Source organism: Nitrospira sp. KM1 (assembly GCF_011405515.1).
In the GTDB taxonomy this organism is placed as follows: domain Bacteria; phylum Nitrospirota; class Nitrospiria; order Nitrospirales; family Nitrospiraceae; genus Nitrospira_C.
In genome coordinates, this window is the sequence record NZ_AP022671.1 from 1,401,365 (window position 1) to 1,426,737 (window position 25,373).

At 57.1% G+C, this 25,373-nt stretch carries 26 protein-coding genes; 8 read left to right on the plus strand and 18 right to left on the minus strand.

The features are described 5' to 3' along the window. Window positions 1-305 precede the first annotated feature (305 nt). From W02_RS06370 to W02_RS06380, 3 genes are all read left to right on the plus strand, one after another. Complete coding sequence (locus W02_RS06370; RefSeq protein WP_173045877.1) at window positions 306-554, plus strand: hypothetical protein; 249 nt, start codon at window positions 306-308, stop codon at window positions 552-554. A gap of 76 nt (window positions 555-630) precedes the next feature. Next, window positions 631-1,575: a cation diffusion facilitator family transporter gene (locus W02_RS06375; RefSeq protein WP_173045879.1), complete on the plus strand. Its 945-nt coding sequence runs from the start codon at window positions 631-633 to the stop codon at window positions 1,573-1,575. A 474-nt stretch (window positions 1,576-2,049) separates the two neighbouring features. Then, complete coding sequence (locus W02_RS06380; protein WP_173045881.1) at window positions 2,050-3,018, plus strand: GTP-binding protein; 969 nt, start codon at window positions 2,050-2,052, stop codon at window positions 3,016-3,018. Here W02_RS06380 and W02_RS06385 read toward each other — a convergent pair. The 4 genes from W02_RS06385 to W02_RS06400 all read right to left on the minus strand — a co-directional run bounded on the left by W02_RS06385 (window position 2,964) and on the right by W02_RS06400 (window position 7,257). Next, complete coding sequence (locus W02_RS06385; RefSeq protein WP_173045883.1) at window positions 2,964-3,542, minus strand: phosphatase PAP2 family protein; 579 nt, start codon at window positions 3,540-3,542, stop codon at window positions 2,964-2,966. The two genes, W02_RS06380 and W02_RS06385, sit on opposite strands and share 55 nt — an antisense overlap. Window positions 3,543-3,718: 176 nt before the next feature. Continuing rightward, on the minus strand, window positions 3,719-4,159 hold the full coding sequence (locus W02_RS06390) for an energy transducer TonB (RefSeq protein WP_197742161.1): 441 nt from the start codon (window positions 4,157-4,159) through the stop codon (window positions 3,719-3,721). Between the two features lie 259 nt (window positions 4,160-4,418). Next, window positions 4,419-6,833, minus strand: a complete 2,415-nt coding sequence (locus W02_RS06395; protein WP_173045886.1) for a TonB-dependent receptor — start codon at window positions 6,831-6,833, stop codon at window positions 4,419-4,421. A gap of 97 nt (window positions 6,834-6,930) precedes the next feature. Further along, the gene (locus tag W02_RS06400; protein WP_173045888.1) at window positions 6,931-7,257 is read right to left on the minus strand and encodes a hypothetical protein; all 327 of its coding nucleotides are present in this window, start codon (window positions 7,255-7,257) and stop codon (window positions 6,931-6,933) included. Window positions 7,258-7,405: 148 nt separating this feature from the next. Between W02_RS06400 and W02_RS06405 the strand changes: the two genes are divergently transcribed. Both W02_RS06405 and W02_RS06410 read left to right on the plus strand, forming a co-directional pair. Next, a complete protein-coding gene (locus tag W02_RS06405) occupies window positions 7,406-8,464 on the plus strand; it encodes a 3-deoxy-7-phosphoheptulonate synthase (protein ID WP_173051387.1) in 1,059 nt (352 codons plus the stop codon). Between the two features lie 32 nt (window positions 8,465-8,496). Continuing rightward, window positions 8,497-9,276, plus strand: coding sequence for a TatD family hydrolase (locus W02_RS06410; RefSeq protein ID WP_173045890.1), 780 nt, complete (start codon window positions 8,497-8,499; stop codon window positions 9,274-9,276). Here the strand turns inward: W02_RS06410 and W02_RS06415 are convergent. Further along, window positions 9,263-9,787: an NYN domain-containing protein gene (locus W02_RS06415; protein WP_173045892.1), complete on the minus strand. Its 525-nt coding sequence runs from the start codon at window positions 9,785-9,787 to the stop codon at window positions 9,263-9,265. The two genes, W02_RS06410 and W02_RS06415, sit on opposite strands and share 14 nt — an antisense overlap. A gap of 132 nt (window positions 9,788-9,919) precedes the next feature. Here W02_RS06415 and W02_RS06420 point away from each other — a divergent pair, with 132 nt between their 5' ends. The 3 genes from W02_RS06420 (at window position 9,920) to W02_RS06430 (ending at window position 12,344) form a co-directional block, all read left to right on the plus strand. Further along, window positions 9,920-11,170, plus strand: a complete 1,251-nt coding sequence (locus W02_RS06420) for an N-acetylmuramoyl-L-alanine amidase (protein ID WP_173045894.1) — start codon at window positions 9,920-9,922, stop codon at window positions 11,168-11,170. Window positions 11,171-11,198: 28 nt separating this feature from the next. Further along, window positions 11,199-11,945, plus strand: a complete 747-nt coding sequence (gene truA, locus W02_RS06425) for a tRNA pseudouridine(38-40) synthase TruA (RefSeq protein WP_173045896.1) — start codon at window positions 11,199-11,201, stop codon at window positions 11,943-11,945. 84 nt (window positions 11,946-12,029) lie between these two features. Then, entirely contained in the window at window positions 12,030-12,344 is a 315-nt protein-coding gene (locus W02_RS06430) for a PsiF family protein (RefSeq protein WP_173045898.1), read from the plus strand. Between the two features lie 103 nt (window positions 12,345-12,447). Here the strand turns inward: W02_RS06430 and cysE are convergent, their stop codons facing one another. The 13 genes from cysE to rfbB form a co-directional block, all read right to left on the minus strand. Beyond that, window positions 12,448-13,098 carry a serine O-acetyltransferase gene (cysE, locus tag W02_RS06435; protein ID WP_173045900.1) on the minus strand — a complete coding sequence of 217 codons (651 nt, stop codon included), beginning with the start codon at window positions 13,096-13,098 and terminating at the stop codon, window positions 12,448-12,450. Between the two features lie 11 nt (window positions 13,099-13,109). Continuing rightward, window positions 13,110-13,604, minus strand: coding sequence for a 2-C-methyl-D-erythritol 2,4-cyclodiphosphate synthase (ispF, locus tag W02_RS06440; RefSeq protein ID WP_173045902.1), 495 nt, complete (start codon window positions 13,602-13,604; stop codon window positions 13,110-13,112). Window positions 13,605-13,617: 13 nt separating this feature from the next. Next, complete coding sequence (gene ispD, locus W02_RS06445; RefSeq protein WP_197742162.1) at window positions 13,618-14,346, minus strand: 2-C-methyl-D-erythritol 4-phosphate cytidylyltransferase; 729 nt, start codon at window positions 14,344-14,346, stop codon at window positions 13,618-13,620. 119 nt (window positions 14,347-14,465) lie between these two features. Beyond that, window positions 14,466-15,488, minus strand: coding sequence for a PIN/TRAM domain-containing protein (locus W02_RS06450; protein ID WP_173045904.1), 1,023 nt, complete (start codon window positions 15,486-15,488; stop codon window positions 14,466-14,468). A 52-nt stretch (window positions 15,489-15,540) separates the two neighbouring features. Beyond that, entirely contained in the window at window positions 15,541-17,058 is a 1,518-nt protein-coding gene (locus W02_RS06455; RefSeq protein WP_232068716.1) for a DegQ family serine endoprotease, read from the minus strand. A gap of 8 nt (window positions 17,059-17,066) precedes the next feature. Then, window positions 17,067-17,990, minus strand: coding sequence for a class I fructose-bisphosphate aldolase (locus W02_RS06460; protein WP_173045908.1), 924 nt, complete (start codon window positions 17,988-17,990; stop codon window positions 17,067-17,069). Between the two features lie 29 nt (window positions 17,991-18,019). Continuing rightward, window positions 18,020-19,030 carry a class 1 fructose-bisphosphatase gene (gene fbp, locus W02_RS06465; RefSeq protein ID WP_173045910.1) on the minus strand — a complete coding sequence of 337 codons (1,011 nt, stop codon included), beginning with the start codon at window positions 19,028-19,030 and terminating at the stop codon, window positions 18,020-18,022. A 142-nt stretch (window positions 19,031-19,172) separates the two neighbouring features. Beyond that, window positions 19,173-19,988, minus strand: coding sequence for a DUF3108 domain-containing protein (locus tag W02_RS06470; protein ID WP_173045912.1), 816 nt, complete (start codon window positions 19,986-19,988; stop codon window positions 19,173-19,175). 4 nt (window positions 19,989-19,992) lie between these two features. After that, entirely contained in the window at window positions 19,993-21,393 is a 1,401-nt protein-coding gene (locus W02_RS06475; protein ID WP_173045913.1) for a phosphomannomutase/phosphoglucomutase, read from the minus strand. A gap of 11 nt (window positions 21,394-21,404) precedes the next feature. Further along, entirely contained in the window at window positions 21,405-22,859 is a 1,455-nt protein-coding gene (locus W02_RS06480; protein WP_173045915.1) for a mannose-1-phosphate guanylyltransferase/mannose-6-phosphate isomerase, read from the minus strand. A 2-nt stretch (window positions 22,860-22,861) separates the two neighbouring features. Further along, the gene (locus tag W02_RS06485) at window positions 22,862-23,425 is read right to left on the minus strand and encodes an HAD family hydrolase (RefSeq protein WP_232068665.1); all 564 of its coding nucleotides are present in this window, start codon (window positions 23,423-23,425) and stop codon (window positions 22,862-22,864) included. A 78-nt stretch (window positions 23,426-23,503) separates the two neighbouring features. Beyond that, window positions 23,504-24,355 (minus strand): dTDP-4-dehydrorhamnose reductase, encoded by an 852-nt coding sequence (gene rfbD / locus W02_RS06490; protein WP_173045918.1) that lies wholly within the window; start codon window positions 24,353-24,355, stop codon window positions 23,504-23,506. Next, on the minus strand, window positions 24,343-25,371 hold the full coding sequence (gene rfbB / locus W02_RS06495) for a dTDP-glucose 4,6-dehydratase (protein ID WP_173045920.1): 1,029 nt from the start codon (window positions 25,369-25,371) through the stop codon (window positions 24,343-24,345). The genes rfbD and rfbB overlap by 13 nt, the downstream gene beginning before the upstream one ends. Window positions 25,372-25,373: the final 2 nt, after the last annotated feature.

Sequence of the window (25,373 nt, forward strand, 5' to 3'; positions counted from 1 at the left end):
ACCTCTGGCATCGCGCCACCACTAACAAATATCTGATTTGTTTGACATTCCTTCCTCTTCCCGGGAACCTGACGTGGAGCTTTTCCGCATCGGTCATCCGTTCCTCGTCTGTATGAAACTGTCAATCGTCATACCAGCATTCAATGAAATACCCCGGCGGTCCTTCGCAGTCTGAAAGGGATCCGCGTCATCTCCCACCATATCAATGCAGGCAAAGGAGAAGCGCTTTCGACCGGTATCTGAGCTGCCACAGGAGACATTGTGATCTTCCAAGACGCCGATCTTGAATATGCACCGGACCCCTGGTGTCCTCCTCACCCGACCAGGTTATCGAACGATTGAGAAAAGAAGGCATTACCCATATCGTCCTCAATACAAGGGAGTTTAAGCGCCTTCGCGATACGTATCATGTACTGGAGTTTGATGGAGCAGACGGCCCGGTGCTCGATCAACGGCTCAAGCGCCTGCCACATTCAATGACGTTGTTGTTTGCCAAGAACCATGTGTACGTGTTTGAAATCCCACCTTTGCCACAGCCTGCCAAACATTCATGATACTGCCCCACCTGCTTCTCAGAGAGAGACATTCCAAGCACTTGCTGCGAATGGATGCTCGTGCGACACTAAGAACGTGAGTTCACCAACAGCCTATCAGCATCTCCGGTCCCGCCTGCATCTCGCTTTGGGATTGAACGCTGTCATCATCTCTGCTGAGTTTGCCGGCGGATGGATGCTCAATAGCATCGGTCTGATGAGCGATGCCGGTCACAATCTGATCGATCAGGGATCGTTGTTTCTCGCACTCTACGCGCACCTCCTCACAGCAAGGCCGGCTACGGAGACCCGCACATTCGGATACCACCGCGCCGGCATCATTGCAGCGTTTGCAAACTCCTCGGTCCTCTTGTTCACGGCGCTTGGCATTGCGGTGGTGGGCATTCAACGGCTCATGCACCCGGTGCCGGTAGACGGCGGATGGGTCATGGCCATTGCCGGCGTGAGCTTTATTGCCAATTTGGGTATCGCGTCTCTTCTCCAACACGGGGCGAAAGACGATCTCAACATTCGAAGTGCGTTCTGGCACATGATCGGCGATGCCTGGGTATCGCTCGGCGTGATCGTCAGCGGAGCCGGCATTATGATGACCGGCCTCGTCGAACTCGATCCCTTGGTCAGTCTTCTCGTCGTAGGAGCCATTTTTTTCGGGGCCTGGCCGATCTTTAGGGAGTCTCTCGACGTGTTGCTCGAGTCGGCCCCTTCTGCCGTAAAAGCGTCGCAAGTCGCCGCCGCCATCGAGTCGATCCCAGGGGTGGACAATGTGCACGATCTGCACATCTGGGCGATCGAACCACGGCTCATCATGCTAACCTGTCACGTGTTGGTTCGTGGGGACGACGAAGCCTTGACCAACTCACTGTTGGCGGCCATTCGATCGCGCATTACCGGAGATTTTGGCATCAAGCATATGACGATCCAGCTGGAAACCCATTGCACCCATCCGGATGTGAGGCATTGCAACCTGAACGTCCTCACTGAGCACCATCATGATCATGAGTCTCTTCACGTTCATCACTAGCAGGCTGTTGACAAAGTCGCTCATATCACCCACCCGCCCGGACGCGCCGAGACGCGTCTTCACCAAGCTTTGTTCTCGCGGGATACTGCCGCCTCACTATCTCGGCGGCGTTCACAGGCGTGCCGTGCCTTATTCGGCACGGCGTGAACCTCAGAGGCTCAACGTACCGCTCGGGAACACGACTGTTCCCACAGTCGGTGGGTGGGCGGGTGAGAACGGATACGCTTCGCCTCCAAGACACTGGGCGCTCACCGACTCGCGCCCGTCCGCAAACGTGGCGCTCATTATTCTTCGCGCCGCGGACTCGCTGCGGCCTTGGGGGAACCGACGCGTCTTGGTGCGTCGGGGCGGGTGGGTGAGAAAAGACGCCTTTCTGAACAGCCTGCGGGACATGCTGATGGCAGCGGTGTCTCGGACACGACGTCATCGCCGAAGTCATTACAGGGTTTGTCACCACACTGCTAGATGGCATCCGTGACGCAACCCCCTGTCCCTTTCTACATGCTGTGCGGATCACTCGGTGCCGGCAAGACCACATTATTGATGCGGCTGCTCGAATTTTGGAAAGGCCGGGGCCGGCGTGTCGGCGTGTTGATGAACGAGGCCGGCGAGGTCAGCATCGACGGACCGCGTGCGGGAGCCATCGCGGACCAGGTCATGAACCTGGCAGGAGGTTGTGTCTGCTGTGATACGAAAGAGGACCTGTCATGGGGGATTGCGCAACTTGTTCGCGATGCCGGCTCCGATCTCCTGATATTGGAATGTTCTGGGTTGGCCGATCCGGCTGAGGTCATCGACGCAGTTACCGATCTCTATACCGCAAGACTGGCCGCACTGGAGCGGGTGATCGCACTCCTCCATCCCATCGCCCGGGAGCAGAGTCATTCCGCCCAATACGTCACCACGCAGGCAATCCGTTGCGCGGACGAGTTGATCCTGAACAAACGCGACTTATACGTGCCGGGGTATTGGGAGAAATTTAAGACGTCGATCCTGGAGCAGAATCCCCATGCCCGGGTCTGGGAAACCACCCACGCAAGAATTGACGCCGACGCCCTGCTGGAGCCGCAAACGACCCGCCCTGCGCCCTCGACGAACGTCGTGTTTGGTGCGGCGCCGGCAGGCGGCCGCCTGCGCGCGGATTACCATCCGATCGCCGTGACGATCCGACTCACCGGACCGCTGAACCGCCTGCGGCTTCTTGCGTGGGCCAACACCTTGCCGCCGGGACTTGAACGGGCAAAGGGATTTTTCAGGTTCGTCGACGAACCGGGGCTGCAGGAGTTTCAGTACGCACTGCCCGGTCCAGCGACCATTGCTCCGGTCATGCTACTCGATGAGCCTGATCATGCCATTGTACTGATCGGAAGAGGGTACGACGCCGATCGTTACGGAGCCGAACTCTTGGCCTGCGTGGAAGGCGCAACGCCGGGAACCGGCTGACGGAATCTGGGCCACTGCAATAACAGCCAGGCGGCGGTGCCGCCAAACAGCGCCCCGAGGAACCAGCCTCCCAAAATATCCGTCACATAATGCGCGCCGATGAATACTCTGGCCAAACCGATTGCCACGACCAGCGGCCAAGCGATCCATCCCGAACCGGGGTAGAGGACCTGGAGAAACGCAGCCGCCGCGGCCGTGTTGACCGCATGGTTGGACGGGAACCCAAAGGTCTTGCCGCATGCCTCGATCTGATGAAAATCGGCGATGGACATGCACGGACGCGGGCGGGCGACAAGATGTTTGACCTGTGCGCCGATAAAATCGACGAGACCGATCAACCCGCCCAGCACCGGCCCGGCGATGAACGCTTCGCGGGGCGCCAGCCATAACCAGTAGAGTCCGAGCAGAATGCCGGGTGCCCAGAGCAGATCGGGAGACGACAGCGTGAGCGCCAGCCAATCCAGCACGCCCGACCGCCCGGCGAGGCCGTTGACGGCGCGGAAAAGTGATTCATCCCAACTCACGCGCACATCTTAGCATGAGGCAAGACCACAGTGATGCTGGAAGCGCTCTTGCTCCGAGGAGGTTCAAACGGTTCGCCGGCAAAACCGCAGCGAGCGAGAGCCCGAGGCGTACGGTTCCGGGTACGTCGAGGGCTTGAGCGACGTGAGAACGAAGCCAGCGAGACGTTTCAACCTCCTTACCGGGTGTGGAAATGGATACGCACCGTCAGTTCCCCATCGACCGGATCGTCTCCTTTCATTTGCGGATCGAACGTCCATCGCTTGAGAGCAGCCACGCCCGACACGGTGAGTTCACGGTGCTTGCAGGGCTCAAGAACGACCACCGTCACCTTGGCATCTTTGGTGACCAGCACACGTGCTTTCATCCAATCGTCGAGCGCCGTCCCTTCGAGCGACGGGGGAACCGCGGGCCAGGGAGTATTTTTGGCAACAGGCCCGAGCTGTTGATTCTTGTTCAGCGGAACCCCGTGGACATGAACTTCCGGAAGTTCCAACACATCCTCTTGGTGATCGGACTCGTGCGTCGCGTCGTCACCGACCACCGCGAATGCGGGGGCCGGGACGAGCAGCACCGTTAGGCCAATGTATATGACCAGCCGGCGGCGAAAGCGACTCACACGTTCTCCTTTCTGTCAGGCATCGGATGTTCAAGCTGACCGGCATTTGCACCACCCTCCCCAGCGCGCCGGGACGCGCTCCGCTCCGGGCGGCCGCAGGGAGCGAGACCCCGAGGAGGTACATACCAAGCTTCGCTTGAACCGCTCGCTTCGATCACATGCGAGCGGATAGGTACTTGGCCTCCGGTTTCCCTAAACTCCTGACCGTTGATGGACCGAGCGACCGAGAACGAAGTTGATGGCCTGTTTCAGCATCCAATCAAAAGAACCATTGGGCCCGGAAGAAATACGACCTCGGCATACCGGCATGGGCGATGCCCAGACCGATGCTGCCTTCTCCCCGATTATAGAAATACTTCTGATCGAACATGTTGATGAGATCGAATCCCAACAGCATCTTCTGCCCATACCACGGTAACGGAATCGTGTGGGTAATCGAGGCATTGTATACGGTATAGGAATCCTCATGGGAGGAATTCGTCTTCGCGCCTTCTTCCGCCGTGCGCAGACCCGATCCATACAGCATCTGTCCGCTGATGTTGGTCCGGTCCCACAGACGATAGGAGAGAACCGCCGAACTCGTCATGAACTGGGAGTGATCACAGAAGACTCCACCCTTGGAATTGATATCGTCGATCTCGGCCTGTTCGAGCAGATACTGCCCGGATTGCAACCCGTACCCCTTGCATTGGCCCCACGCGACATTTCCACGACCGTATAGATTGTCGGTCAATTGCACTTTCAGCGCTCCATCGATGCCGCGCTGCCAGCCTCGCTCAAAGGCGAAGAAATTGAGCATCGGAGTCGAGCCGAATTGTCCGGCATCCGACAGATAGTGGGCCAGCTTGTAATAGCCGGTCAGCTCGAGCGTCGCATGCTTTCCGATGGCATGGTAGCTGCCGACTTCGAAGTAATGCGAGCGCTCGGCCCTTGGCCTGAAGCCGGTTGGATTTTCAGGTTGCGCCGTGGTGTCCTGTACGTTCAAGCCGAGAAAGGCGATCTGCTCGACGTTGGGAGGAGTAAACAGTCTGCCATAGTAGGCATGAAAGGCATTCGATTGATTGAGTTTGTAGGTTGCTCCTATACGCGGACTGACCTGACCTTCGTTGTAAAAACCTTGAATGGCATCGCCGCGTACGCCCACGTTGAAGGTCCAGTGCTCGTTCAAGCTCCACTGATCCTGAAGCCAAAATTCCTGCCGCGTCTGGATGTTCTGATTGGAGGCTTCCCTAGTGACGACCGGGCCGGCCGGTGCGCCCCCTCCGGTATCGAAGGCAAACACCTGGGCTGTATTGTTCGCTCTGCTGTAGTCAATCTGCATCCCCGATTTCACCACATGCTGATGATTGGGAATCCACGTATGATCGAGACGTATCCCTCCGGTATAGGCGCTCCGTTTCTGATTGGCCGTTTGCGCCCCGCCCACGTCATCCGAATAGGCCAGCGCGTTTAACGCATCCGTGTGAAAGTCGGCAAGGCCGCGCCGAAAATACGCTCCCACGCTAAAAAAACTGGATGCGTTGAGATCGTGTCGCCAGACCAATTGAGTATACTGATTGTTTTCCTTTTGATACTGATCGACCGATTGGGAAGCACTGGGCGCAAAGCCGGCCGGGAGGAGCGCGAGCACATCGGGATTCGCCTCGAGGTTCGGGATGGTTGGAATCTGATATTTCGCAACCGAGTTCAGAAAGATCCAGCTGAAGTTGTTGTGATTGTCATACTGGTAATCACCTCGTAAATAGGTGTTGTTCTTCTCGCTTTGATTGTGCTCGTTCGTCTGGCCCAACGTCGGCGGCTCGATTCCACGGCTCGTGGTCACGTAACTGTTGAGAATATAGAATCTGACCTTCTCACCCACCGTCCCGCCGTATTCAAAGGAGGGATTCACGGTCTGATTGGAGCCGCCGAACATCTGAACCGAGCCAAATCCCGGTTTCGTGCCGCTCTTGCTGGTGATGTCCACGACCAATGCCGTCTTATTGCCGTACTGCGCCTCCATCCCGCCGAGAATAATGTCCGCGCGTTCCCATGCCCGAGGGGGCACGATATCGGCAAACGAACCAGACACCGAATCCGGAATCGGAATCCCATCGATCCGATATTGCTGATTGGCATGATCCTGACGGATGTGGGTCTGCTTGAGTGCTCCGTAGGCTACGCTGGGAACCGTAAGCAGGACCTCATAGGCATCGTTGTTGTTCCCCCTCGGTAACGCCTCGATGTCTTTTCTCGTGACCTGATAAGTTTCGCTCGAGGCCTTGTATTGAATCGGCGGCAAGGCGGAGACTACCTCCAATGCGATCTCATTGGTCTTGGAGAGCGTGAGCAGAACCGGTTTCGGCGGATCGGTCCCCAGGACCAGAACCAGATACTCGCTTCGATAGGCGTCCTGAACCGCGCTGATCGAATAGGTTCCGGTCGCCGGCACCGGTATGGAAAATTCCCCGCTCTCATCCGTGACCGCAGTCTCAACGACCACGCCGTCCTGATCCTTCAGTTCGACAACGGCTTGAGCAACTCGCCTCAGATCCTGATTTTGCACTACTCCCGTGATGCTATTGGCTGATCCTGTCTCCGCGGCATGCAACTCCGGGCACCATCCCGTCTGTAGGGCGACGAACAAGACGACTGACCATACATGGAATATGAACGCACGATTGCCACGCTCCATGACATCCTCCGCGACCGCTGATTGACGTTGGCGTAATGGACATGACGACGGCGCTGAACGATCAGGTCGTCAATCACATCCGGACGATGGTCGGGAACTAGATGCGGGGTGGCGCGCGCGACGGACCGACGGAGACGCATTCAACCGAGAGGAGAATACCGTACGACGGAACACCGGAGTGGCTGATGAGATCCCAGGCCGAGCGGATCGGTCCGCCCGTGTCGATGGATCCGGCCGTGTGGTGTTGGACCCATTGGCACAGGTCGTTGTCCGAATGCTCATGCCCGTCGGTATCGGCAGCCGCCAACTCGTGATGCACGTCCTGTGCAACGGCGAACGGCGCGATGGACAGGAGGAGGGCGATCAACCCGAGGGAGATCAGCCGGCTGATTCGGGCGTCATGGAGGAAATGACGATGTCTCATGAGCAGGGCGCAGTGAGTACCACAATCCAAAGAAACCTGTCAAACGGACGGATATGATCCGCGCATGGCTCAGAGTCTTCGCCTGGAGTTGTGGACATTACGGCCGGATTTCGCTATGCTTCGGCACCAAAAGTACAAAGGCCCCCTGATGAACCGCCCGCTCGACAATCAACACGTCATAGAAATCAAGGCGCTGCCGTCGCCGCGGTCGATCAAGACCAAACTGCCGATTACAGACCAAGCAGCGGCACTGGTCGTGGAGACCCGGGAAGCCATTCGCCGGATCCTCCATGGACAGGACCGCGAACGCTTGCTCGTCATCGTCGGCCCCTGCTCGATCCATGATCCCGACGCGGCCTTCGAATATGCGGCCAGACTCAAGCCGCTTGCCGATAGCCTGCGCGACAGACTCCTGATCGTCATGCGCACATACTTCGAGAAACCGAGGACGACCGTGGGCTGGAAGGGGTTGATCAATGACCCTCATCTGGATGGAACGTGCGATATCGCCACGGGAATGGAGTTGGCGCGTACCCTCCTGTTGAAACTGAACCAGTCCGGCATGCCGTGCGCGACCGAACTTCTCGATCCCATCGCCCCTCAATACATTGCCGATCTCATCAGCTGGACCGCCATCGGAGCGAGGACGACGGAAAGCCAGACCCATCGTGAAATGGCGAGCGGCGTGTCGATGCCGGTCGGTTTCAAGAATGGAACGGAAGGCAGTCTCCAGGTGGCGATCAATGCCATGACTGCTGCGCGCACACCGCACCATTTCGTCGGCATCAATGCGGACGGTCAGACCTCCATCATCAAGACCACGGGCAACCCGGACCGCCACATCGTCCTAAGAGGCGGCGGAGGAAAAACCAACTACGACGCCGACCACGTTGCGCGGGCGGAAGCTGCGGTGGCCGGCGAGCAGATCGCCCGGCCCATCATGATCGACTGTTCACATGACAATTCGAGCAAAGATCACCGGCGGCAGGGCCCGGTGGCCCGCGAAGTGCTTCGCCAGTTCAAGGAAGGACGGCAGTCGATCATGGGCTTGATGTTGGAAAGCAACCTTAACGCTGGGAAACAGACGTGGAGGCAGGGAACGGCCCTCGCCCACGGGGTCTCCATCACCGATGCCTGCCTGGGCTGGGAAGAGACCGAGCTTCTTCTGAACGAACTGGCCGATTCACTCGTTGCCAAACCCGCCTGATTTCCACACCGGCTCCATACGGCACCCGTCCAATGCTGATCGATACCCACACGCATCTCGACGATGCCCGGTACAACGACGATCGAGACCTCATGATGGCCCGGGCGAAGGAGTCTGGCGTGGAGGCCTTCATCACCATCGGCTGTGATCTTGCGACCAGCAGAGCCGCCGTCGATTTGGCCGACCACCATCCTGTTGTCTACGCGTCGATCGGCGTGCATCCGCATGAAGTCATCCGCATCGGCGAAAATTGGTACGATGAATTCCGATGCCTTGCCCGCCATCCCAAGGTCGTGGCCTACGGCGAAATCGGTCTCGATTACCACTACAATCATTCACCTCCCGAGGAACAACGAACACGTTTTCGAGAGCAGCTCCAACTCGCACGGGAGCTGAAACTGCCCGTGATCATTCACACCAGGGAAGCACAAAGCGATACGATCACCATCTTACGGGAAGAAAAGGCTTCGGAAATCGGCGGGGTATTTCACTGTTTTTCCGGCGACGCCTGGCTTGCCAAAGATGCACTCGACCTGGGATTTTACTTGTCCTTTTCGGGTATTCTGACATTTCCCAACGCCAAGATGCTGCGCGAAATTGCAGGGCAGATTCCTTTGGACAGAGTACTGATCGAAACCGACTGTCCCTACCTCACCCCCGTGCCCTACCGCGGGAAGCGCAACGAGCCTGCCTACGTTTCGCTTGTCGCCAAACAATTGGCGGCGATCCATGCCGGCCGCCAAGATCTTTCAATCGAACGCATTGGCGAGTTGACGACCGAGAATGCCAAGAGACTGTTCAAAATCGGTTGAGCCGCCTGTTGCGTCGCCGCTCATTCTTGGGCAGCTTGCGAGGATTTCCTCGTTTGTCGGGGCTACGCCTCGGCCGCTCGTCTTCTCCATCGTCCAGCTCCTTATGCGCGATACCGGGCACGGACCGTCGACCATCGCCCAACCTGCCGGCAAACTCCTGCGCCGAAATCACGAATGCTCCATAGGATTTGGCATGATCGCCTACTTCGCGATCTGAACTCACTATCGCGCAGTCGGCACCGAACTCTTCGGCCATGCGTCGAATGACGATATCGGCCTGTTCTCCACGCCTCGAATACAAGACCTGCACGCCGGAGCGATGTTCTCGCCCCTCCAATGGATATCCATGTTGCCATCCGTCGAATACCACCGTGACCACATGTCCTTTGTGCCGCCGATATGCGGCGAGCCGATCCAATAAGAACTCTCGCGCCGCCTCTGAACCGAACGCAGCACGGCCCCCCCGTGTTATCACAGCAAGGAGGTTGTACCCATCGATGATCAGGTGCATCGCACAAAACCTACGCCTCGTCTACCCCGCCGGTCAATTATTGATGTGCGCGCTGGAATTCCCGTTCATTGACTTGACAAGTCTACAGACATTTGAGAGATAGATATCATCCCCTCATTGTGGCGGATCTTCATGCTGATGGCTATCAGCCGAATCATCTCTTTCCTCACGTTGATTTGTCTGTTCGTTGTTCCCGATCCATCGCAGGCCGCTGGATCGAACGGGCAGGATCAGCAGGGAAAGATGAAACGTTCGAAAGGATCTCAGGTCAGCATCGCTCCAACAACATTGGGGCTGACCACGATCCAGAACCTGAGAACGGCAATATCGCCGGGGTCCATCCGACTGGTTCTCGATCTTGATCGCCGCACCAAAGCCCCGAAAATGCCGAAGCCTCAGGCAGAAGGCGTCGTCATTGAGATTCTCAATGCCACACTCGCCAAGTCTGCACAACTGAAGGTGGCCAACGGCACGATTGAAAAACCCTTTGTTGTGACTCAATCATCCGAGCGATCCGTGGCGATATCCCTGCCCGCCGGTTCATTTCAAACGTATAGGATGATCTCCCTCTCCAACCCGCCCAGGCTGGTGATGGACGTGGTGCCCTCGAATCAGACTATTCCCGCGGCAACGCAGGAGTCCGGGATCCCACCCGTCACTTTCGAGCCGCCGATGCAGCCGATTCCTCCAAAAGCCAAATCCTTCACGACTATCGTCATCGATCCCGGCCACGGCGGAAAAGATCCCGGCGCGCATGGACAGAAGGGCACCGAAGAAAAAGACATCACGCTGAAAGTCGGCCTGAAACTTCGAGACATCCTGAGCAAGCAGCCGGGCATCCGAGTCCTCATGACTCGCGAGCGGGATATCTTCATTGAATTGGAGGACCGGGCAAAATTTGCGAACCGCCACGAGGCGGACCTCTTTGTGTCCATCCATGTCAATTCACATCCGCAGCGCTCGGTCAAAGGGATCGAAATCTACCATTTCGGAGAAGCCAAGGACCAACGGGCACTGGAAGTCGCAGCCCGAGAAAACGGTACGCCGCTGAACAATACCGGTGTCGGATGGGAGTATCTGGTGGCAGACCTTCTGGCGTCGAAAAAAATCGAAGCGTCTCTCGAACTCGCCTGGAGCACCAAAGAAGCGATGGTCACCTATTTGAACGGAACCTATACTCTGATCGACCATGGCGTCAAAACCGCGCCGTTCTATGTGCTTCGCTTCACCAGCATGCCGAGTATCCTCGCCGAGATCGCCTACATCTCGAATGCCCACGAGGAAGATCTTCTGCGGACCAACGCGTTCACCACGCACGTCGCCGAGTCGCTACACGAAGGCGTCAGGGCCTATCTCGCGGCCTCCAAGCAAACGGGGCGATGATCGCCGCTCGGGGTCGGCTCTGATCCCTATGCCTACCGTCAAATTAATCCTGGAATACGACGGTACGAACTATGCCGGGTGGCAGCGGCAGCCTGACCAACCGACCATTCAGGAAGCGGTGGAATCAGCGCTATACCTTCTCACGCAGTCTCATGCTTCCGTGATTGCAGCCGGACGGACCGATGCCGGGGTGCATGCCCTTGGACAAGTGGCCAGCTTTCGCATCAACAAGGCTTGGACAGCAGCCGAATGGATCCGCGGATTCAATGCCAGACTGCCCAAGGACATCGCGGTTCGATCGGCTGCCATCATGCCGGACGAGTTCCATGCGCGCTACGCCGCTCGGGGAAAGTTGTACGAATATCGCATCGTGAACCGGCCTGAACGGCCGGCCGTCGCCAGAACATACTCTTGGCATATCGGACCATTTCTCAAGATCGAGCCCATGATCCAAGCCGGAAACGCGCTGATCGGCTCGCATGATTTTTCATCTTTCGAAGGGACGTTGACGGACAATGAAGACCCGATGTGCAACATTCAACAATTAACCGTGACGAGGCAGGACGATCGCCTGAACATACACATCTACGCCGATCGATTCCTCAAGCACATGGTCCGAAATATCGTAGGAACGCTGGTAGAAATCGGGCATGGCAAGCGATCGGTCATGAATATTTCGGAGATTCTCGCGGCACGGGATAGAAGGAGGGCAGGGCGGACAGCGCCTCCTCAAGGCCTGTTTCTCGTGAAGGTCGATTATGCAACCATTTCATGAGGTTTATAGAGACAACACCTCAACATTTTTGATATAACCTCTCCGCACACACGCCTCTCACCTCTCTCACAAAGGAGATCCACAATGAAGATTGCCGTCTCGGTGGTCCTGTCGTGCGTTGTCGTAATCGCGGGAATGGCGCCCGTGGTCGGAGCGGCCTCTCCCCAGCAGAACAAGATGAAGGCCTGTAATGCGGCAGCCGATGAAAAAGGGTTGATCGGAGAAGGGAAGGGCGAAGAACGGAAGGCGTTCGTGAAGGAATGCCTGTCTGCGAAATCCCCGAAGAGCGGGAAAACCGCTCAACAGGAAAAAATGAAGACGTGCAATAAGGAGGCGGGTTCGAAGAAGCTGACTGGAGACGACCGCAAAGCATTCATGAGTACGTGTCTATCCAGTTGACAGGTTGGATGCCGGCGCGGCCTCCCTCGCCGGCATCCTCACAACTTCAGCCGACCGGACGCGATGTCATGGCACGATAGGAGAGACAGACGACGGGTTTGCATCAGCGAGGAGGGTAAGGGTCGGGGTTTTCAACTTTCTTTCGAAGCTCGATCAATTCGTGTTCAAGTTCCAACAACCGGTCACTGACCGGGTCCGGCAGGTTGATGTGGTCCATAGTGGCATCCGGCAAACGTTCGCCTTGCGCCTTGATGACGCGAGCCGGCACGCCGATGACGGTCGAATTGGCGGACACGTTCTTGAGGACGACGGAGTTCGCGCCAACCTTCACATTGTTGCCGATCTGGATTCCACCTAAAATCTTGGCGCCGGCGCCGACGACGACATGATTGCCGAGCGTCGGATGCCGTTTCCCGCGTTCCTTCCCCGTCCCCCCCAGCGTCACTCCCTGAAACAGGGTCACATAATCGCCGATTTCCGCCGTTTCACCAATGACGACCCCCATGCCGTGATCGATGAAGAACCCTGTCCCGATCTTCGCGGCGGGATGGATTTCAATTCCCGTCATCCAACGGGCCAGCTGTGAGACGGCTCGAGGGAAAAATGGCACCCCTAAATCCCTCAGCCAATGAGCGATGCGATACGCGAGCAGCGCATGGAAGCCGGCATACGTGAGAATGACTTCCACACGGCTGGTCGCCGATGGGTCACGGTCAAAGACGGCTTGAAGGTCCTTGCGTATCGCGTTCAACATGGACAGATATCTTACGACGGGCCGGCCGGATCAATCAAACACACCGCATGGGCCGCCATGCCCTCTTCTTGTCCGACAGCATCCAGACCTTCTCCGCTCTTGACCTTGACATTCACGAGATCGGGATCGATTCCTGCCACTTCTGCGATCTTCTTCTGCATCGCTGCGAGGTGTGAAGCCAAACGGGGCGCCTGGGCCACGATCACCGTATCGATGTTCCCGATCCGATAACCTTTGGTCTTAAGCTTACCCATGACGTCTTCCAATAGTTTCAGACTCGAGATTCCCTTGTACCTGTGATCCGAGCTTGGATAGTGTCTTCCCAAATCGCCCTCCCCCATCGCGCCCAGGAGCGCGTCACAGACGGCATGGACAAGGACGTCCGAATCGGAATGACCCTGAAGGCCCTTCCCGTGCGGAATCTCGATGCCCCCAAGGATCAGCTTTCGTCCTGTCACCATAGGATGGACGTCATACCCGTAGCCGATGCGCGATCCTTTCACCATATGTCCCCCTACCCTACAGAGAAGAACGCCGAGAGGCCATGATAGCCTCTCCAATAATCATGTCTTCCGGTCTCGTAACCTTGATGTTTTCACCGCTTCCCTCAACGACCGAAACAGAATGACCTGCCCATTCGATGAGGTATGCGTCATCGGTGGCCAGTACGCCCTCGAGCTGGGCCCGTCGATGCGCGTCCAGCAACCAGTCCCGCCTGAATGCCTGGGGAGTCTGCGCCAGCCAAAGCGGGCGGCGGTCCAGCGTGCGCTCAATGACACGATCCGCTCCAACCTGTTTGACAGTGTCTCTCATAGGCAATGCCACGATGGCGGCCCCTCGCGATCGGGCGGACAGAATCACGTCATGGATCATCTCGGGTCCGAGAAACGGCCGGACTGCGTCATGCACGACGACGATGTCGATGTCTTCCGGCACGGCCGCCAGAGCATTTCTGACAGAATCCTGACGTTCCTTTCCTCCTGCAATGATCTGGGTCACCTTGGTGAAGCCGTGCGCCTCGACGATTTCATTCCTACAATAGGCAATATCGGTCTGCGGCACAGCGAGAACTATGACATCAATCGCAGCGGAGGCTTGGAGGGCTCTGAGGGAATGTACGACGAGGGGCAGACCGCCGATGGACAGAAACTGCTTGGGCACGGACCCGCCCATCCGCAACCCGCGTCCCGCCGCGGGAACGATCGCCGCAACTTTCATCCGTTCGGAGGAGAGGACTTCACCGCTCACTGGCCCGGCCCTACCCATCACGACGGCAAAGCCGGGGGCCACCTGTGCGCATGCTGTCGGAAAGCACCCAGAGGCACTCGGTACACTCGAAATATTCAAACAGGCTTGCGTCGACGCGGTCAGACACGGGCGACTTGCAGCTCCTCCCGTTCCGTATCTTCCTTGAGACGGGTAAAGATCATGCGTCCGGCCGTCGTTTGGAGAACGCTGGTCACCACCACATCGATATTCTTGCCAATATGTCGTCTGGCATTGTCCACCACGATCATGGTGCCGTCATCGAGATACGCCACGCCTTGTCCAGCCTCTTTTCCTTCCTTCAGCACGAAGACTCGGATGGTCTCTCCGGGAAGGACAACGGGACGCAATGCATTACACAGTTCGTTGATATTCAACACACGGACACCCTGCAGTTCCGCAACCTTGTTCAAGTTCAGGTCATTGGTGATGATTTTGGCATCCATTTTCTTGGCCATGACCACCAGCTTCGCATCGACTTCTTTCACTTGAGGGAAATCTTCGTCGATGATCCGTACATCGACTCCGGGCATTTTTTGAATCTTATTCAAAATATCCAGCCCCCGACGCCCCCTGGCACGCTTCAAAGAATCCGATGAATCGGCAATGTGCTGTAATTCATCAAGAATGAAATGGGGGACGAGAAACGTGCCTTCAAGAAACCCTGTTTCGCATAAATCGGCGACACGGCCGTCGATAATGACGCTGGTATCCAGAACTTTTGAATACACCGCATTGCCGGACGGACCATAGAACTTTTGCTCTACACTGGGAAACCGCTCCTTGCCGAAACGGGCTCCCAATACCAGTCCCAGATACGGCAGTCCGAGCAGAAACACGAGGCCGCCGATGTGGAACAAAAACGTCTGTACGTCGAAAATCTCGCCACCCACCCATTCGATGAGACCTGTCAACAAGAGGCCTACCGCCAACCCGCCTGTCGCCCCTGCAATGATGCCGAATGACAAGTTCCTGAGCGCATATTCGCCGGCAACGATCAATCCTCCGGTTGCGGCCCCTATACCAAATCCGTATATCCAGAACGACGCACTGGCGTCGTCGGCCTGGAACAAGGCCATGCCGGCGAGCGCACTGAGAAGGACAAATATGGCTCGCGATACCATACCTTTACCTCCCCTCGTAGTTAGAATGATCCTCTGAAATGTTCATGCTGTCCTATGGCTTTAACGTCAGGAAGATGGTCTGGCCTTTCCGCTTCAGCAACAGCAGAACGGTCTGATCCTTACCCAGCCCTGCCACTGCCCGCTCGTAGGATTTGAGCGATCCTACCGGCTTTCGGTTGACCTCTAAAATCATATCGCCCTCGCGCACGCCCATTTCTTCCGCAGGACTCCCGGACTTCACGCGCACGACCACGACCCCCCGCTCGGAGGTCTTCATGCCATATCGTCCCGCCAACTCTTCGTTGAGTTCCCGCACGTCGAGATCGGACAAGACCCCGGTTGGAGCCGTCGACTCACTGTTTTCTTCGGATCCAGACTGGGCAAGCGACTTCGGCTGTTCCACGATCGTCACGTCGATGGTCTTCGGCTTCTTCTCCCGGAGGACTTTGACCGGAACCTTGCGCCCGACCGGAGTCTGAGCGACCGCATTGCGCAAATGAGTGGGAGAATCCATCGGCTTCCCGTCATACTCGATGATGACGTCGGCCCGTTCAAAGCCCGCTTTTTTCGCGGGGCTATCGTCCATGACGTCGCTGACCAGCACTCCCTTGGTATCGGGGACTCCAAATTGCGAAGCCAGCTCCGGCGTCAGTTCTTGGATGGCGACTCCGAGCCAGCCCCGTACGACTTTTCCAGTCTTCACCAGCTGATCCATCATCGATCGGGCGAGGTTGCTCGGCACCGCGAATCCGATTCCCATGTTCCCGCCGCTTTGGCTGAAAATGGCCGTATTGATGCCGACGAGTTCCCCGTGAACATTGACGAGTGCGCCTCCGGAATTGCCCGGATTGATGGCGGCATCCGTCTGGATGAAGTCTTCGTATTCCGCAATGCCCATGCTTGCCCGCCCGACGGCGCTGACAATCCCCATGGTGACGCTTTGGGTGAGACCGAAGGGGCTTCCTACGGCCAGCACGAACTCTCCGACTTCCAATTGATCCGAGTCGGCCCACGGAATCGTGGACAGTCCGGACGCCTCGATTTTCACGACCGCAATGTCGGTTTTGGTGTCGGTGCCGATCAATTTTCCTTTGAACTCACGCTTGTCAGAGAGAATGACCCTGATTTCGTCGGCCTTGTTGACGACGTGGTTGTTCGTGATGATCAATCCGTTTGCATCGACAATGACGCCGGACCCCTGCCCGCGCTCCTTCCGGTCGCGGTGCGGAGCATCGCGCTTGAAAAATTCATCACCGAAAAACTTCCGGAAAAACGGATCGTCGAACGGAGAACTCTGCGACCCTTCCCCCGGCTTCCCGTTCCTGGTCGCCGCGATGTTCACGACCGCGGGCTTGGCCATCTTCGCGATGTCGACGAAGCTCTTGGAATCCCCGCCCGGCATCGGCCGCTGCGGCGCCGTGGCCACCGGTCTGACCATGCTCTCGGGAGGAGATTCCGGTCCAGCCGTCCCGGCCGGGAGCCAGCCGAGATCGGACGCCACCACGACGCCGATGACGATCCCCACGATTACGAGAACGAACGGAACCAACCAGGACCGACGGATAGGCATACTCACCGCTACGGCGTCTCCCCTGCGTAAATTTTCATGATCGTTTGCAGAAATTTGACCGCGTCGGCCTTGGGCCGCTGAAAGGAGTTTCGGCCGATGATCGAACCGAATCCATTCCCGTCCCGGATCGCGCGCGCTTCATCGAATACATTCTTGTCGTCGCTCTTCGCGCCTCCGGAGAAAATAACGATCCGGCGGCCGTCGAATGAACTCTGTATGACATGTTTGACTCGCTCTGCAAGCGTCTTGATGGGAACCTGCGCCGATTCATACACCTTCTTGGCCGCGGCCTGTTCCAGATGATCGGTCGGCAGTTTGACCTTGATCACATGGGCGCCCAATTGGGCGGCAATCTGCGCCGCATAGGCCACCACGTCCATCGCCGTTTCACCTTCCTTGCTGAGACCGGACCCGCGGGGATAGGACCACACGACTACGGCCAATCCGCCCTTCTTGGCCTCTTCCGCGATCGCACGGAGCTGCTCATACATGGTGTGACAGTGGGTCGACCCTGGATAAATTGTGAACCCGACCGCCGAACAACCGAGTCGCAGGGCATCGCCCACGCTCCCTGTCACGGAAGGCAACGGATCTTTTTCGTCATTGAGGACGTCGTGGTTGTTCAATTTGAGGATCAGCGGTATCTGACCCGCATAGTGACTGGCCCCCGCCTCCAGAAAGCCGAGAGGCGCCGCATAGGCATTGCACCCGGCCTCGATCGCCAGCTGAAAATGATAGAGCGGGTTGTAGCCGGGCGGATTCGGCGCGAAACTCCTCGCCGGTCCGTGTTCGAAACCTTGATCGACCGGCAGAATAACGAGTTTGCCTGTTCCTCCCAACCTGCCGCTTCGCAAGAGACGAGCGATGTTCGTCTTCGTCCCCGCGTTGTCGCTGCTGTACCAACTCAAAATTTCTTGAATACGATCAGCCATGGATTCCTCCTGCAACAATCCCACTGTGTTCACGCACTAGACTTGCCCTGTAGACACTGCTCGGCCTCCTGGACGTCGCCGCGGCTCCCGATAATCAGGGGAACCCGCTGGTGCAACGCGACCGGCTCGATGTCGAGTATTCGGTTTGTCCCTGTACTTGCAGCGCCGCCGGCCTGCTCAACGATGAGCGCCAGCGGATTGGCTTCGTACAAGAGACGTAATTTACCCTCGGGCTTTTCAGTTTCACCGGGATAGAGATAAATCCCTCCGACCAGAAGGATTCGATGTACGTCGGCCACGAGGCAACCGGAGTATCTTCCGCTGTAGGGTCGCCGCTTGGCTTTGTCAACCAACTTGAGCTGATCGAAGTACTTGCGCATGCCCGGAGGCCACTTATTGTAGTTGCCCTCATTGGCACCATACACCGTTCCCTTGCTGGGAATCTTGATGTTCTGATGCGTCAGAAGGTATTCACCCAGCCAGGGATCGAGGGTAAACCCGTGAACCCCGTTACCGGCCGCAACGACGAGCATGGTGCTGGACCCGAACAACAAATAGCCTGCGGCCACTTGGTCGACCCCGCGACGCATGAGGTCGGCATCTGCGACCCGCCCTTCCCCGTTTCCCGGAAGCACGACTGAAAAAATCGATCCCAGCGGCATATTCACGTCCGTATTGGATGAGCCGTCGAGCGGATCGAACAACACGAGATAGGGACTGCCTTCTCCCGCGGCGGACAAGACGACGGGTTTTTCCATTTCTTCGGATACCAACGCACGGACCACTCCGCTCTGACGAAGAACTCTGACAAAAATCTCGTTCGCGATCTCGTCGAGTTTCTTGACCGTCTCTCCCTGAACGTTCGTCTGTCCCGTGGTACCGAGAACGTCGATCAGCCCGGCAACCCGAAGATCGCGGGCAAGCGACTTGCCGATGATGCCGATATGCGACAGGAGCGATGTGAACGGTCCCAAACCGCCGGGAGGGACCGTACCGCACGACTTCAAAAATTGTTCAACGGTTTGAGGATGGAGAGTCATGAATGGATCTTGTATCAAGGGCTGGGAACATCACAAAGAATGCCCACCCTGAACGCATCAGGTCATTTGCCTTCAAAGTCATCTGAGAATGATCGTGAACAATTATAACCGGTCTCTTTGGAGCGGGCAATGAATCTCGGCCTCAATTATTCGCCGGAGTGACGGAAGCAAATCCATTCACGAGCTCGGCAACGACCGACCCAATCACGACCTTCGCCTTCATCCTCAGCGGGATACGACGATCGTCATTGGTGAGCCAGACCTTGATATTCCCCTGATTGAGAAAAATTCCTTGGAACGGCATGATCACGAGGAGCCGGGCTGCTTGCAATTTTCCCCATGGTCCCTTCAACGTTTCCAATCCCTCGACACGAACTTCGAGTTTGTAATTTTTCTTGTCATGATGCACGTTCAGCGACTGCGATGTCCCGATCGTCAGCGGCATCAGCGCCCGCACATAATACAGGCAGGAAATAGCGTCCAGTGTCCCGGCTGGAATCGACAATGTCTCGGAGACCCCGTCTTTCACTGCGGTGACAGTGCCGTCTTGATGATGGAAGGTATACTCGAAGTCGTTCTTTCGCTTCCCCTCCCTGCGCCGGAATATCATCCGCTCCGACTGGAACGTCGAACGATCGACGGTGGATTCGACACGGTTGTCTATAGGATAGAACCTGGTCACGGTCGGACTCGAGTGCGCGGTTGTGACCAGTTTGAATGACGGGCGTCCGGCGTTCTCATCCGAATCCCGGACCTCCATCACAGCCGTACCCGCAACGAGATTCAGCCAGGAGAGTTCGTATGTGAATCGCTCACCGGAACGAACCGGTCCCCGAGCCTGACTGTCCTCGGCCAGCACATGGAGAGCGGATGGAAGCTCGGCCAGCACCATGAGAAGAATGGCTGCGACGAGCGGGGAAACGGACCGGTTCTGACGTTCGCCGGCGTGCCTGGACAAGAAATTAATGACCCAAGGACCGCTTCGCCTCTGCGAGTTCGCCTTCAACGGTCGACCGGATGATCGCCAGGCGGTCCGGCGAAGTCGCTTCGAACCGCAAAACCAACGCGGGCTGAGTATTGGAGGCGCGTATCAACCCCCAGCCGTCCTCGAAGATCGCCCTCACTCCGTCAATGGTAACGAGGTCCCTCAAGATCAGGCCATTGCGGCCGATGGCTGCACGGGTCCTGAGGAGCTCGGAAAAGCGGTCATGGACGCGCTTCATCAAATCGAATTTGACGGAATCCGGTGTTTCATCGCGCAGTTCGGGCGTCACGGCCGTTTTGGGAAGATCGGCGACCAGTTCTGAAAGCGGACAGGAGGCCTGCGCCAGGATTTCGACCAGTCGGCAGGATGCGTAAATGGCATCGTCGTATCCAAAATACCGGTCGGCAAAAAACATATGTCCCGACATCTCTCCGGCCAGCACGGCCCGCTCACTCTTCATTTTGGACTTGATCAGCGAATGACCGGTCTTCCACATGACGGGCCTGCCGCCATGCTTGGCGATATCGTCATAGAGACACTGGGACGCCTTGACCTCCGAGATAATCGTGCTTCCCGGGCGCGATGCGAGAATATCCCTTGCGAACACCACCATCAGGCGGTCGCCCCACAGCACCTCGCCATGTTCGTCGATCGCTCCGATACGATCGGCATCGCCGTCATACCCGATGCCGATATCGGCCTTCTCTCGTTTCACCGTCTGCATTAAATCCTGAAGATTCTCCAATACGGTCGGATCCGGGTGATGATTGGGAAACCGGCCGTCCAGATCACAATACAATCCCGTCACCCGGCAACCGAGAATTTCCAGCGCCTGTTTGGCAACCAACGCAGCAACGCCGTTGCCGCAGTCGATCACGATATGCAGGCGTTGCGCATTCACATGCGAAAAACTTTTTCTGAGGTACTCAAGGTATTCGGGGATGATCGGATGTGCAGACAGCCGCCCGCTTCCGGAGATAAACTGCCCGGATTCCATGATCCGGCGGAGGTCTTGAATCGATTCCCCGTGAATAGCTTCTTTGCCGACGCAGATCTTGAACCCATTATACTCCGCGGCATTATGACTCCCGGTGATCATGATCCCGCCGTCGACCGAAAGGTGGAACAATGAGAAGTACAGCAGGGGGGACGGACACACACCGATGTCCACGACATGCAGTCCGCCCTCCAGCAGTCCCTTTATGAGAGCCTTGTGAAGACCGGGAGAACTCAATCGGCCGTCCCGTGCGACGGAGATGGTCTTGAAGCCGCGATCACGCACAAACGTGCAATAGGCGCGGCCCACCTGCTCTGCGATCGATTCTGTCAGCTCATGTCCCACAACGCCGCGGAGATCGTATTCCCGAAATAAGCCCATACGGTTATTCTTCACGACCCGGGATTGCCGGGCGTCCTTCCGTAATCGTCCTTGAATCGTACGATATCGTCTTCGCCCAAATAAGACCCGTTCTGGACCTCGATGATATGGAGCGTGTCGCGCCCGGGATTTTCCAGACGGTGCTGCGTCTCAACCGGAATCGCCGTACTCTGTCCAACCGCGAGATCAAAGACGTCATCACCCCTCGTCACTCGTGCCATACCGGAAATCACGACCCAATGTTCACTTCTCTGATGGTGCATCTGGAGCGACAGACGGCCGCCTGATTTCACCGTCACTCGCTTGACCTTGTATCCCGGCCCCTCCTCAAGGACGGTATAAGAACCCCAGGGACGATGGACGGTCAGATGCTCCAGATGCTCCGGCGCTCCCTGTTGCTTGAGGACCTCCACCACTTTTTTGACATCCTGAGCACGGGACTTTGGACAGACGAGCGTAGCATCCGGCGTATCGACCACCACCATATCCGTCAACCCGATCGTGGCCACGACCCGCCGGTCTCCGTAGATGATCGACCGCTCGCTTCCGATATCGATGACGCGACCGCTAATGACATTGTCCGATTTGTCTTTTCGTGCCACCTCGTCCAAACTTCCCCAGCTGCCGACATCCGACCATTCGAACGTGACCGGAACCATGGCGGCTTTCGTCGAACGCTCCATTACGCCTGTATCGATGGATACCGACGGCAGACGTTTGTATATATCCTCGATCTCTGTTCTCAATGATCCCTTTGCGAGCAGTTGCCCGATCCACTGGAGCCCTTTGTGAAGCGCGGGCTGATAGCGCGCGATTTCCCCGAGGACCGTCGCCGCACGCCAGACAAACATGCCGCTGTTCCAATAGTAGTTGCCGTCCTTTACGTAACGCACGGCTTTCGCCATATCAGGTTTTTCCACGAACCGTTCAACCGGATGCCCTTTCAATCCACCGCGTCTCACCAAGACCTTCTCCCGGCGCGGTTTGATATATCCATATCCGGTTTCAGGGCGAATCGGCTTGATGCCGAACGTCACCAAATATCCGTCGCGGGCCAGTTGCGTGGCGGCTGTGACTGCTGTTTCGAACGCGCCTTGTCCATTCACGATGTGATCCGCCGGCACGACCAGCATGATGGCCTCAGGATCTCGTCTCACGAGTTCCAAGGCCACGAGACCGATCGCAGGGGCGGTATTGCGGCCTTCCGGCTCGAGCACGAGATTATCTTTGATGGCATCCTTCCATTCGCTCAATTGATCCCGGATCGAGTCGGCTTGCGCCGAATTCGTGGAAATGATGACCCGCTCGGGAGCAGCCCCCTTGACCACGCGGCGCATGGTCTGCTGAATAAGTGTCTCCTTTCCGATGATCCGAAGCAGCTGCTTTGGAAACAGATGACGGCTCAGCGGCCAGAACCGGGTTCCACTTCCTCCGGCCATGATCACGGGATACACCGACTGACGCATGCTCATATTCCTTCTCTTTGCGAAGAGGGATCGCTTTTCGACTGAGCGTGGAGAATCATGTCGATCACCTCCCGCACAGCCCCCTCGCCGCCTTTCTTTGCGCAGATATAATCGACGGCTTCGAGAGTCTGGGGCATCCCATCCGCGGGAGAGGCAGAAAACCCGACCGCTTTCAAGGTTTCAAGGTCGTTGACGTCGTCTCCGATATACGCGACCTCTTCCAGCCTTAATCCATGCCGTCCGGCCATGTCCTGTACCAGGGCGAGCTTGTCGAAGACCCCCTGGTGCACTTCTGGAATGGCGAGTTTTTCTCCTCGTCTAGCGACGAGTTTCGTCCGCTCCTGGGTCACGATCGCCGTGATCAGACCGGCCCGCTGGAGCAACTTGATGCCCATTCCGTCCCTAGTATTGAACTTCTTCCACTCGTTTCCGTCTTCAGCATAGTACATACCGGCATCCGTCAGCACTCCATCGACATCCGTGGCGAACAATCGTATTTTCCTGAGTGCTGCGGTCGTCTTCCCAGCCCTCTTTGCATTAGTGGCGGCACTTTTTCGTCTGACCATTAAACGAGAACCCTCCTCATAACATATCGATACAAACAAATGAGCCTGTTGTGATTCATGTCATCCATATGTGCGTAATTAAGGGCGGGGCAGACTCATGGAAATCGCCTGCTTCACGAACCGTTCGAGCGCATCGTGCCAATGCGGCAATGCATCGTGCTCGCCCACCCATCGTCGCCGTGCCAACACCGAATAGGCGGGTCGGCGGGCCAACCGCCCGGCCTGCGCCGTAGTAATCGGTCGAACCTCTGTGTCGAAACCGGCCAGGCGAACGATTCGCGTAGCAAACTCATGCCAAGTACAATCTCCGGTATTCGTCACATGACAGATTCCCGTCAAACCCGAGCGAGCAAGGTCACGCAAGGCCGCTGCCAGATCATCCGCCGAAGTCGGACAGCCGCGTTGATCCGCCACGACATCGAGAGCCGGCTTTTCCGCGGCCAGCCGCATAATCGTTTTCACAAAATTGTGTCCGGTCAGTCCGTACAGCCATGCGGTCCTGACAATCAGTGTGTTGCGGCACATCTTCAATGCGACGATCTCTCCTTCGTACTTCGTGCGACCGTAGATGCTAAGGGGATTCGGCTGGTCAGTTTCTTCGTACGGTCGTGACAGCGTTCCATCGAACACATAATCCGTAGACACATACATCAACCTGGCGCGCAATTGTTCAGCCACACGCGCGACCATCGCCGTTCCGTCGCGGTTGATTTGTGTGGCACGAGCAGGCTCGCGCTCGGCACCATCAACATTTGTATAGGCGCCGGCATGGATGATGACTTCTGGATTCGCCTCCAGGATCTGCGCCTCGGACGATGGGTCCGTGAGATCAAACTCCGGCAAATCCTTTGCAACGATATCGTGGTCCGACAAGACCTTCTGGAGCGCGGCCCCGAGTTGGCCCCGCCCCCCCGTGATCAAGATGCGCATGTACGGCCTTCCTTGAGACGCCGGCGATACTGTTCCTCATAATACTGTTTGAATGCTCCGGATTTAATCGGCTGCCACCATGGCTGATGCTGCTGATACCACTCGACCGTACTCCGAAGCCCCCGTTCGAAAGAAATCTCGGGTTTCCAGCCCAGGCGGTTGATCTTTCCGCAGTCAACTGAGTAGCGCCGATCATGGCCGGGACGATCCTGCACAAACCGGATAAGACTTTTTGGCTTGGACAAACAAGCGAGTAATTCCTCCGCGACAACCAAATTTTCCCGTTCGTTGCCGCCTCCCACGTTATACACGCTCCCGGCCTCTCCATACATCAGTACGTGCTCGATTGCTGCGCAATGGTCTTGCACGGCCAACCAATCCCGACGCTGGCGGCCGTCTCCGTACAACGGCAGGGGTTGGTCCTCGATGGCGTTCGTCACGAAGAGAGGTATGAATTTCTCTGGATACTGGTTCGGACCGTAGGTATTGCTCCCTCGTGTCACCATGACGGGGAATCGATATGTCGTCCAGTAGCTCAAGACGAGCAGTTCCCCCCCTGCCTTGCTGGCCGAATACGGACTTCGTGGCGCGAGACGGTCCTCCTCGGTGGAGGATCCTTCTTCCACACTGCCATAAACCTCGTCGGTGCTGACTTGCAAGAACCTCTTGACCCCTGCCCGTCTGGCTTCTTCGAGCAAAATCCCCGTTCCGACGACATCGGTGGACGCAAAGACGCCTGGATCAAGAATTGATCGGTCGACATGTGTTTCAGCAGCGCAATTGATGATTCCCTCGATCTTATGATCACGAATCAACGATTCGATGAGCTGCCGATCACAAATGTCCCCGTGAACAAACCGGTACCGCGAGTCATGTTCGAGGTCTTTGACATTCAACAGATTGCCTGAATACTTGAGGGCATCCACATTCACCACCGAATGACCGCCCCGCGTGACGAGGCGCCTGACCAGATGCGACCCGATGAATCCCGCTCCCCCGGTAACTAGAATATTCATCT